The organism is Terrisporobacter muris (assembly GCF_024621905.1).
GTDB lineage: Bacteria > Bacillota > Clostridia > Peptostreptococcales > Peptostreptococcaceae > Terrisporobacter > Terrisporobacter muris.
Genome location: NZ_JANKBY010000124.1, coordinates 1 through 9860, shown reverse-complemented (window position 1 = coordinate 9860; position 9860 = coordinate 1). Strand labels below are relative to the sequence as shown.

Below are 9860 nucleotides of genomic sequence, written 5' to 3'. Positions count from 1 at the left end.
AGCAGAAGTCAAAGATAAGAATGAAAGAAATAATGAGTGGGCTTCAACATTGAAGAAAAGTCCAGATGTATATGATGAAGATAATAATAAATAACTGAAAAATTTCACCACCTTTCTGTTAATATGAGAAGGGTGGTTCTATTATTTATATAGAAAATCTATAAATAATGGTTATTTATAGAAATAATTAATTAGAAGCAATATATTATTTATAGTAAAATACTAATGCAATGATACATCAGGGAGGGAAAAGATGAAAAATAAATTAATCAAAATGTTACTTTGCGTAGCTATGGTAGCAACAATGGTAGTGGGATGTAGTTCTAATTCGTCTGACAAGTCAGATGAATCTAAAAGTGAGTCAAATGTAAAAGCAGATGCAGTAGATAAAAACAAGGTTTTTGTAACACCTGACTGGGTACAAAGTGTAATAGATGGAAATCAACCAGAATCAGAAAACTATGTTATATTAGAGGCATCTTGGGGAACATATAAAGATAGTCCAGACTATACAAAAGGACATTTACCAGGGACTTTACATGTAGATATAGCAAGCGTAGAATCAGAACCATACTGGAACTTATCAGAACCAGCAGTAATTGAAAAAGGAATGTTAGACCTAGGCGTTACAAAAGATAAAACTGTTATATTATATGGAGCTGATGTTTCTGGAACTGCGAGGGTAGCTTATGCTTATTTATGGGCAGGCGTTGAAAATGTAAAAATCCTTAATGGTGGACTGTCTGCATGGGAAAAGGCAGGATATAAAACAGAAACGGATGTTGAAAAAGCAACAGTTGCAACTGATTTTGGGACAACTGTTCCAGCACATCCAGAATACTGGATGTCTATAGATGACGTACAAGAAAAATTGAAAAATGATACTAATTTCAAACTAGTTAGTATAAGAAGCGAAGCAGAATTTTTAGGTGAAACAAGTGGATATAACTATATAGATAGAGCAGGTGAGCCTAAAGGTGCAGTTTGGGGTCGTGGAGGAAGCGATCCATATAATATGGAAGATTATACAAATGAAGATGGTACATATATAACTGCTGATAAAATGGAAGAATTATGGAAAGACCTAGATTTCAGTAAAGAAAATGAACTTTCATTCTATTGTGGTACTGGATGGAGAGCTACAATTCCTTGGTTAATAGCTTATGATGCAGGATGGGAAGGAATGACTCTTTATGATGGTGGATGGTATCAATGGCAAATGAATGATAACCTTCCAGTTCAAGTTGGTGACCCAAGCAGTGATGATGTAGTTTACACTACAGTAGGAAAATTATCAACAGATAAAGCTGCAAAATAAAATAAATAATGTATAATAATAATAAGCACTGTATAAAATGCAGTGCTTATTTTAGTAAAAAATTCTTATAAGTAACGAGGTCGATATTTAAATGAAGAAATTGAACAAAGGATTTTATATAATAGTAAGTATATTACAGATTCTATTATTAATAGGAATGTATGTAGTGAATTATTTCACACGTAAGAGAATGGGAATGTTACGATTCGTCATTTACAAAAATAGTACTTGGGAAAGCTTATATCCAATTGCGAAAATACAATACTTAGTTATTGCTTTGTTTGCAATATTAATGATATCAATATTAGTATTTTATTTAAAAAGAAAGTCACAGCTAAATAAAAATACACTAAGTAGAAATATAGTTATGATTGTACTTGTAGTTATTTACTTAGGCTTTAACTTGTTATATTCTACTGAAGATTTTAAAGCGTTTTATTTTATGAATGCAATGCTGGCAGTAGTAACTTTTTTACAGATTATAAAAGTATTTTTTGTAGTTCTATTATGTAAAAGTGAAAAGTAATAAATTAATTATTCTAAATAAAGAGAGGTTATTTTTGTGATTATGTTTTAAATAAAATAATATTGGTATAATATGTAATATAAGTGAAAAATGGAGGATAAATATTATGCTAGAAGCAGGAGTAAAAGCACCAGAATTTAAATTATTAGATAAAGACGGAAAAGAAATAAGTTTATCAGACTTTAAAAATAAAAAAGTAGTTTTATATTTTTATCCAAGAGATAATACACCTGGATGCACTAAACAAGCATGTGCTTTTAGAGATAGCTACGAAGAATTCACATCAAAGGATGTAGTTGTAATAGGCATAAGCAAGGATAGTGTAAAATCACATAGCAACTTTGCAACAAAGCATGAATTACCATTTATATTATTATCAGATCCAGAACTTGAAGCTATAAAAGCTTATGATGTATGGCAAGAGAAGAAATTATACGGAAAAGTTAGCATGGGTGTGGTAAGAACTACATATATAATTGATGAAAATGGAATGATAGAAAAAGTGTACAACAAAGTTAAAACTGATAAAAATGCAGGAGAAATTTTAGAGTATTTAGGATAGATATAAGGGAACCAAATTTTATTTGGTTCTTTTTTTATGGTATTATAAAATAAGATGGGAGTGAGACATTTTGAAATTACAAAAACCAGGAATGAGAAATATAAAAACAGGTATAGGAGTTATGATTTGTGTACTAGTTGGATATTTGAACATAGTCGACAAAACTTTCTTTGCTGCAGCAGCATGTATTGTTTGTATGCAGACAACTGTAAAAGGTTCTGTAACAGTTGGATTTAATAGATTGAAGGGAACTTTTATAGGCGGTTTAATAGGATTCCTATTTGTAATTATTAAACCAGGAGATCCTATATTATCTTGTTTAGGAGTTATCACAACTATTTATATTTGTAATCTTTTAAAAGTAAATAATTCTACAACTATTGCTTGTATAGTTTATTGTGCTATTTATTTAAGCATAGGTGATGCAAATCCGATAGCTTATTCTATTTCTAGAATACTAGACACATCTGTAGGAGTAATTATAGGTGTAGCTGTAAATTATTATATATTCAGACCTAATTATTTAGAAAGTATATATAAAGAAATAAAAGCTATTGAAAAAACATCAATTAAGCTATTAAAAAGTGAAATAGAAAAAGGTGTTAATACTGATATTTCATCCTTGAGTAAAGAAATTACAAGATTAGAGGGATTGTATAAAAACTTTTTAGACGAATTAGAGTATAGGAATGAAGAAGTTGATGATGAAGCAATAAATGATGTCATTAAACGATGTAAACATATTTATCTACACCTTCAAATTTTAGAGCAAATGAAAGATAAATGTTATTTAAATAAAGAAAATTATATTAAGTCAAAAATTATATACGATACCTTGCCTAAAGGAATAGAAATTAAAGATGATAGAAGTGCTGTTTATAATTATCATATTAGTGCCATTATTGATAACATTAATGAAATACATGTAGTAGAGGAAAATAATAACGAAAGTGATCTAATTGAAACAGTTTAATTTATATGAAAAACATTTAAAAATACTTAAAGAAAAGATAACTCATAATAATTTTTTTTCAGTGTTATAATTAGCTTGTCAGTATAAATTCACGTTTAGACAGGGGGAATATTATTATGAGTTTTAACATGCCAAAATACACTCATCCAGATTTTAGTGAAGAAAAATTTAAAAATTCACCAAATGCAAAAATTGAACTAGTTGAAAAGGACAGAGTTGCACCAGAGAATTATCACGCTATGTCAATTTATCCAGAATACTTTAAAATTAATGGTGAATGGATATTAGCTGAAGAAACAAGAATGGACTGTGTTCCAAGATTGAATGATAATAAGATAGAAATAGTAGAATTTAGACATTTGAAAGTTGGAGACAAGATTATTGTTGGAAGAACTGAAGATGCTAGCGAAGGAATATATCTACACACAACAGGTTTTGAAGATAAAAAAGTTGAAGAAGAAGCTTTTGCTTTTAGAGGAAGTAGATCAAGAGAAACTTCTCAAACTATGGACTACGATCAACTAATTGAACTTTTAAAACACGAAAAAGAAAATGGGTATATAGTATGGGTAATGGGACCAGCAGCAGTATTTTCTAAGGGGGCTAGGGAGTCATTAACAAAATTAATAAACAATGGATATGTAGATGCTTTCTTAGGTGGAAATGCTGTTGCAACTCACGATTTAGAAGCAGGGGTATATAACACGGCTTTAGGTCAAGATATATACACTCAATGTTCTATAAAAGATGGTCATTATCATCACCTAGATTTATTAAATAAAGCAAGAAAATATGGATCAATAGAAAAACTTATAGAAGAAGAAAATATAACATCAGGATTAATTCATTCTTGTGTTAAAAACAATGTACCTATTGTACTTGGTGGTTCAATAAGAGATGATGGTCCACTTCCAATAGTGATAGCAGACGTTTATGAAGCACAAGAACAAATGAGAAATCAAGTAAGAAAAGCCACAACTGTAATTTGTATGGCAACTCAACTACACACAATTGCGACAGGAAATATGACGCCATCATTTAGAGTTGTTGATGGAGAAGTAAGGCCAATATACTTCTATACAGTAGATACTTCAGAATTTGCTGTAAATAAGTTAAAAGATAGAGGAAGTTTAAGTGTAAGAACGATGATATCAAACGCACAAGACTTTTTACAAAGATTAGCTGATAATTTATAATATAAAGAAACTGCTTTTATAGCAGTTTTTTTTATGAAAATATGGCGAAAACATGTCATATTGTATACAATTTTATTAATATAAAGTTAGAAAAATAACTAAAATGCAAGGGGGATTGTATGAGAGCTATAATAACTGTAATTGGGAAGGATAAAGTAGGAATAGTAGCTGGAATAACTACTGAACTTACAAAGTACAATATTAATATTATTGATATCAACCAAACTATAATGGAGGAGTTTTTCACCATGGTTTTAATGGTTGACTTAAGTAAAGCCAAGGAATCATTTGATGAAATAAAAAAGGCCTTAGTATTAGAGGGAAAAAGTTTGGGTGTTGATGTGAAGATTCAAAGGGAAGAAATATTCAACTCAATGCATACTGTCTAGGAGGATGTAATGAATATAAATAATATATTAGAAACCATAAGAATGATAGAAGAAGAAAAATTAGATATAAGAACTATTACTATGGGAATATCATTGTTAGATTGTATAGACTCAGATGGAGAAACGTGTAGGGAAAATATCTATAATAAGATAATGACTTGTGCAAAAAATTTAGTAAAGGTAGGAAAGGAAATTGAAAATGAGTTTGGAATACCTATTGTAAATAAAAGAGTATCCGTAACACCTATTTCCATAATCGCAGGAGCGACAAGTGATGAAGACTACGTTGAATTTGCCAAAACTTTAGATAAAGCAGCAGAGGATTTGGGAATTGATTTTATAGGGGGGTTTTCTGCTTTAGTTGAAAAAGGGTGTACAAGGGGAGATGAAATTTTAATTAAATCTATTCCAAAGGCATTAGCTTGTACAAATAAAGTTTGTTCATCTGTAAATGTGGGTTCAACTAGATGTGGATTAAACATGAATGTCATAAAAGAAATGGGAAAAATCATAAAAGAAACTGCTGAATTAACAAAAGAAGCAAAGGGATTTGGTTGTGCCAAGTTAGTTGTATTTTGTAATTCAGTAGGAGACAATCCGTTTATGGCTGGAGCATATCATGGTGTAGGTGAAGCAGATGTAGTCATAAATGTGGGGGTAAGTGGACCTGGTGTGGTTCAAAGAGCGCTGGAGAAAGTAAGGGGCGAATCTTTTGATGTGGTGGCAGATACAATAAAAAATACAGCATTTAAAGTAACGAGAATGGGTCAACTAGTTGGACAAGAAGCATCAAAAAGATTAGACATACCTTTTGGAATAGTAGATTTATCTTTAGCTCCAACACCTGCAATTGGTGATTCAGTAGCAAATATTTTAGAGGAAATGGGTCTTGAAACTGTGGGAACACATGGTACTACAGCAGCACTTGCTCTTTTAAATGATGCAGTGAAAAAAGGTGGAGTAATGGCATGTTCTAGAGTTGGTGGACTTAGTGGAGCATTTATACCAGTATCTGAAGATGCAGGAATGATTGATGGAGTAATAAAGGGATCTTTAAATTTAGAAAAGTTAGAAGCGATGACTGCTGTATGTTCAGTAGGATTAGATATGATAGCAGTAGAGGGAGAAACTACAGCTGAAACTATAAGTGCTATGATAGCTGATGAAGCTGCTATAGGAATGGTAAATAATAAAACAACTGCGGTAAGAATAATTCCAGCACCAGGGTGTGAAACAGGAGACATGGTTGAATTTGGAGGACTACTTGGAAGGGCTCCAGTAATGAAGGTTAATAAAAACTCGTCAGCAGATTTTATAAATAGAGGTGGGAAAATTCCAGCGCCAATACATTCTTTTAAAAACTAATAAGCAAATAGGAGAGCACTTTTTCAGTACTCTCCTATCTAGCAGCTTTTTTTTGTGAAACCATAAATATTGTTTTAAATAAAGAAGTTACAATAAGAACCCCCATTGATAAAGCAACAGCAATAAATAGTACATCAGCACCCTTTGCAATGGCAGCAGTATAATTACCTTGAACTAAGTAAAGCATAGTATTATACATACCAAGTCCTGGAACAAGAAGAATAATTCCTGGTATTGTAAAAACTATGGCAGGTTGTTTTAATCTTCTAGCAAGTAACTCACTACTTAGTGAAACTAAAAGTGCAGCTATAAAATTTGACATTATGTTATTATTTGTAACTGTCATTAAAAAATAATATATAGCCCAACCTATTCCACCAACAAATCCTCCTGGGATTAAAGTAGATTTAGGCGCTTTTAAAAATATAGCAAATCCTATGGTAGAAATAAAAGAATATATAAAATGCATGAAAACAGGCATATTAGTCATTATAAAACACCTCCAAGTCTTAACCAAATATCTAACACTATACCAACACCACAAGCTATACTTACAGCAGTAACACCAGCATCAAATGCACGAGCTACACCAGACATTAAATCGCCTGAAATTAGATCTCTTATACCTTTAATGAAAGAAACACCTGGAAGTAATGGCATGATAGCTCCAACGACTAACATGGTAGGTGCAGAGATTATATTTAGCTGAGTAAGTATTACACCTATGAAAGCTATAACAGATGAAGCAATTAAGCTAGCAAAAGCAGGTATACTACTTAAGCTTATTATTTTGTTGTAAATCTTTACAGCTAAGATAGAGGTTATAAATGTAGATACAAAGGTAGGAATATTATTTCCTTCAACTAAACCTGCAAAAAAAGCAGAACCAATACCTGTGCTAATATACTGGATTAATTCAGAGTACGAATCAGAACGATTAATTTTCTTAATCTCTTTTTTTGCCTCTTCTACAGTTATTTCCGTATTGCTAACAAACTTCCTAGAAAAATCATTTAATAATGAAATTTTATGTAAGTCTATAGACCTAGATTTTATTGATTTTAAAAATGAATAACCATCAAATTTATAATCAGATATTATTATTACTGTAGGTGATGCAAATACATTTACATGATTAAATCCTCTTGAATTACAAACTCTAAGGACAGTGTCTTCCACACGATAAGTTTCAGCTCCGTTAATCAACATAAGCTCACCTAAAAACAATGCTAATCCTAGCACATCCTTTTTATTAGCAGGACTAAACTCAACTCTCATTAATTTTCCTCCATATATAATGATAAATAAATTATTATTTTGTCGAAATAGTTAGATTTATAAAAAATACAAACCTAGAGTAGTATATAATATTTACAAAAAGAAAGTCAATAAGATAGTTAAATATTAAAAATTCGACTTGCTAATGTCATAAATAACCCTGGAAAGAATGGCCATTGCTCCTTACAATAAAAAAAACTGCTACTTAGCAGCTTTTTTTATTGATATTATATGTAAAGTTTTAACTAGAGATGTTATAACTAAAATTCCTAAAGATATGGCCCCACCAACGAAGAGTACATCAGCACCCTTTGCTATAGCATTGTTGTAATCATTTTGAACTAAATAAAGCATTGTATTATACATTCCCAGACCTGGTACTAAGGGAATAATACCTGGTATTATAAAAATTATTGCAGGCTGTTTTAATTTTCTAGCAAGAATTTCACTAATATAAGAGACTAACAAGGCAGCAACAAAGTTTGACAATATATCGTTTCCAGTTAATTGTACCAAATAATAAAATACTGACCAACCAATACCACCGACAAGTCCGCTAGATATAAGGGTTGATTTAGGAGCATTTAGAAAAATAGCAAAGCCTACAGTAGCAATAAATGAATATATGAAATGCATATATAAAGGCATATCTGTCATTATAAACTTCCTCCTAATCTAAGCCAAATATCTAAAATGATACCAACACCACAAGCTATACTTATAGCTGTGACGCCAGCCTCAAATGCACGAGCTACACCGGAAATTAAGTCACCAGCAATTAAGTCCCTTATTCCTTTTACAAAAGACACACCAGGAAGTAGAGGCATAATAGAACCAACTATTAATAAGGCAGGTGTGGGAAGCACGTCTATTTGTGATAGTATGACACCCACAAGCGCTATAAAAGTTGAGGCAATTAATGAAGAAAATGCAGGTATAGTACTAATTTTCATGATTTTTTTGTAAATCATGACTGCTAATATAGAAGTAATAAAAGTTGAAATAAAAGTAGGAATATTGTTCCCTTTTAATAGGGTTGCAAAAAAAGCAGAACCTATTCCAGTTGAAAAACTTACGACCAACGGAGTATAAGATGTAGTGTTAATAATTTCTTTTAACTCCTTCATAGAATCTTGTACTGTTAAATCAGTATTACTAACATATTTTCTAGAAAAATTATTTAACATGGAAATCTTATTTAAATCTATAGATCTAGATTTTATAGTTCTCATAAATGAATATCCGTCAAATCTATAATCAGAAATAATTATGACTGTTGGAGATGTAAATACATTTATGTGATTATAGTTTCGAGATTTGCATATTCTAATGATAGTATCTTCTACACGATAGGTTTCTGCACCATTAGCAAGCATAAGCTCACCAATAAATAATGCTAGTCGTAGTATGTTTTTTTTATTATCAGGTTTAAATTCATTTTCCATGAAACTACCTCCTTAAGTTGTCACAATAAATTTAAAATTAATTATATCTATATTATGTAAAAGAGGAGTATTCTAAACCTGTAAAAGTGAATAATCATAAATAAAAAACTAAAAATATAAGCATAAAAACTTTATAACTTATATACTTATAAGTGAGATATATAATCAAAAGTAAGGAGGAATTATAGTGTCCCGAGTATATTATGTATCGGATTATCACTTTTTTCATGAGTTAGCATTAAAAAGAAGCAGAAGTGAATACTTTAATGATATAAATGAAATGAATGAAGAAATTATAAAAAGGCATAATGATAAAGTTAAAGACGATGATCATGTCTACATATTAGGCGATGTTATAGTATGTGAAGAAAAAGATTTAGAAGAAAAACTTAATATGACAGTAGGGAGATTAAAGGGCCATTTACATTTGATTTTAGGAAATCATGATTATAAGTTTCGTGATAATCCTATATTTTTGAATTATTTTGAGACAGTTGAAGAAAGTAAGTTAATTAGAGATAACAATAAATGGGTTCAGCTTTGTCATTATCCTATACTTTTATGGTATAGAAAGAATAAGGGAGCATATCATGTTTTTGGTCATATGCATGATGACTCCTATACTAGAGAATTTTATATTATTAAAGATGAAAAGAATATATTTAATGCATGTGTGGAGATTAATAATTTTGAACCATGTAATCTAGAAGAATTGATTATGAATAATGAAATTTTTTATAAAAAGCACTAAACTAAGATTACAATATTATCTAGTTTAGTGCCTCTCTTTATTTATATATATATTAAT

Annotated in this window: 12 protein-coding genes; 8 read left to right on the top strand and 4 right to left on the bottom strand. The window is 30.4% G+C overall.

Annotated elements, in window-relative coordinates; all coding sequences use genetic code 11:
• The first annotated feature begins 253 nt into the window (after positions 1–253).
• The 7 genes from NSA58_RS10765 (at position 254) to NSA58_RS10735 (ending at position 6329) form a co-directional block, all read left to right on the top strand.
• Positions 254–1318, top strand: a complete 1065-nt coding sequence (locus NSA58_RS10765; RefSeq protein ID WP_074429791.1) for a sulfurtransferase — start codon at positions 254–256, stop codon at positions 1316–1318.
• 91 nt (positions 1319–1409) lie between these two features.
• Positions 1410–1844, top strand: a complete 435-nt coding sequence (locus NSA58_RS10760; protein ID WP_074078789.1) for an Asp23/Gls24 family envelope stress response protein — start codon at positions 1410–1412, stop codon at positions 1842–1844.
• 106 nt (positions 1845–1950) lie between these two features.
• The gene (bcp, locus tag NSA58_RS10755; protein ID WP_039678028.1) at positions 1951–2406 is read left to right on the top strand and encodes a thioredoxin-dependent thiol peroxidase; all 456 of its coding nucleotides are present in this window, start codon (positions 1951–1953) and stop codon (positions 2404–2406) included.
• A 70-nt stretch (positions 2407–2476) separates the two neighbouring features.
• Positions 2477–3379, top strand: a complete 903-nt coding sequence (locus NSA58_RS10750) for an FUSC family protein (protein ID WP_039678027.1) — start codon at positions 2477–2479, stop codon at positions 3377–3379.
• Positions 3380–3495: 116 nt separating this feature from the next.
• Entirely contained in the window at positions 3496–4575 is a 1080-nt protein-coding gene (locus NSA58_RS10745) for a putative NPN-dependent ornithine cyclodeaminase (RefSeq protein ID WP_039678026.1), read from the top strand.
• 119 nt (positions 4576–4694) lie between these two features.
• Positions 4695–4964 (top strand): ACT domain-containing protein, encoded by a 270-nt coding sequence (locus NSA58_RS10740; protein WP_039678025.1) that lies wholly within the window; start codon positions 4695–4697, stop codon positions 4962–4964.
• Positions 4965–4973: 9 nt separating this feature from the next.
• The gene (locus tag NSA58_RS10735; RefSeq protein WP_039678024.1) at positions 4974–6329 is read left to right on the top strand and encodes a PFL family protein; all 1356 of its coding nucleotides are present in this window, start codon (positions 4974–4976) and stop codon (positions 6327–6329) included.
• A 34-nt stretch (positions 6330–6363) separates the two neighbouring features.
• On the opposite strand, the gene NSA58_RS10730 is transcribed toward NSA58_RS10735, so the two are convergent.
• The 4 genes from NSA58_RS10730 to NSA58_RS10715 all read right to left on the bottom strand — a co-directional run bounded on the left by NSA58_RS10730 (position 6364) and on the right by NSA58_RS10715 (position 9052).
• The gene (locus NSA58_RS10730) at positions 6364–6819 is read right to left on the bottom strand and encodes a threonine/serine exporter family protein (RefSeq protein ID WP_039678023.1); all 456 of its coding nucleotides are present in this window, start codon (positions 6817–6819) and stop codon (positions 6364–6366) included.
• Positions 6819–7607, bottom strand: a complete 789-nt coding sequence (locus tag NSA58_RS10725) for a threonine/serine exporter family protein (protein ID WP_039678022.1) — start codon at positions 7605–7607, stop codon at positions 6819–6821. Before NSA58_RS10725 ends, NSA58_RS10730 begins: the two co-directional genes overlap by 1 nt.
• A 201-nt stretch (positions 7608–7808) precedes the next feature.
• Entirely contained in the window at positions 7809–8264 is a 456-nt protein-coding gene (locus NSA58_RS10720) for a threonine/serine exporter family protein (protein ID WP_039678021.1), read from the bottom strand.
• Entirely contained in the window at positions 8264–9052 is a 789-nt protein-coding gene (locus NSA58_RS10715; RefSeq protein ID WP_039678020.1) for a threonine/serine exporter family protein, read from the bottom strand. Before NSA58_RS10715 ends, NSA58_RS10720 begins: the two co-directional genes overlap by 1 nt.
• Before the next feature lie 187 nt (positions 9053–9239).
• On the opposite strand from NSA58_RS10715, the gene NSA58_RS10710 reads away from it, so the two are divergent.
• Complete coding sequence (locus tag NSA58_RS10710) at positions 9240–9803, top strand: hypothetical protein (RefSeq protein WP_039678019.1); 564 nt, start codon at positions 9240–9242, stop codon at positions 9801–9803.
• Positions 9804–9860: the final 57 nt, after the last annotated feature.

Bases quoted from the DNA above. Each gene is read 5' to 3' on its own strand.
- NSA58_RS10765 (WP_074429791.1), top strand. From the start codon at position 254: ATGAAAAATAAATTAATCAAAATGTTACTTTGCGTAGCTATGGTAGCA.
- NSA58_RS10760 (WP_074078789.1), top strand. From the start codon at position 1,410: ATGAAGAAATTGAACAAAGGATTTTATATAATAGTAAGTATATTACAG.
- bcp (WP_039678028.1), top strand. From the start codon at position 1,951: ATGCTAGAAGCAGGAGTAAAAGCACCAGAATTTAAATTATTAGATAAA.
- NSA58_RS10745 (WP_039678026.1), top strand. From the start codon at position 3,496: ATGAGTTTTAACATGCCAAAATACACTCATCCAGATTTTAGTGAAGAA.
- NSA58_RS10740 (WP_039678025.1), top strand. From the start codon at position 4,695: ATGAGAGCTATAATAACTGTAATTGGGAAGGATAAAGTAGGAATAGTA.
- NSA58_RS10735 (WP_039678024.1), top strand. From the start codon at position 4,974: ATGAATATAAATAATATATTAGAAACCATAAGAATGATAGAAGAAGAA.
- NSA58_RS10730 (WP_039678023.1), bottom strand. From the start codon at position 6,819: ATGACTAATATGCCTGTTTTCATGCATTTTATATATTCTTTTATTTCT.
- NSA58_RS10725 (WP_039678022.1), bottom strand. From the start codon at position 7,607: ATGAGAGTTGAGTTTAGTCCTGCTAATAAAAAGGATGTGCTAGGATTA.
- NSA58_RS10720 (WP_039678021.1), bottom strand. From the start codon at position 8,264: ATGACAGATATGCCTTTATATATGCATTTCATATATTCATTTATTGCT.
- NSA58_RS10715 (WP_039678020.1), bottom strand. From the start codon at position 9,052: ATGGAAAATGAATTTAAACCTGATAATAAAAAAAACATACTACGACTA.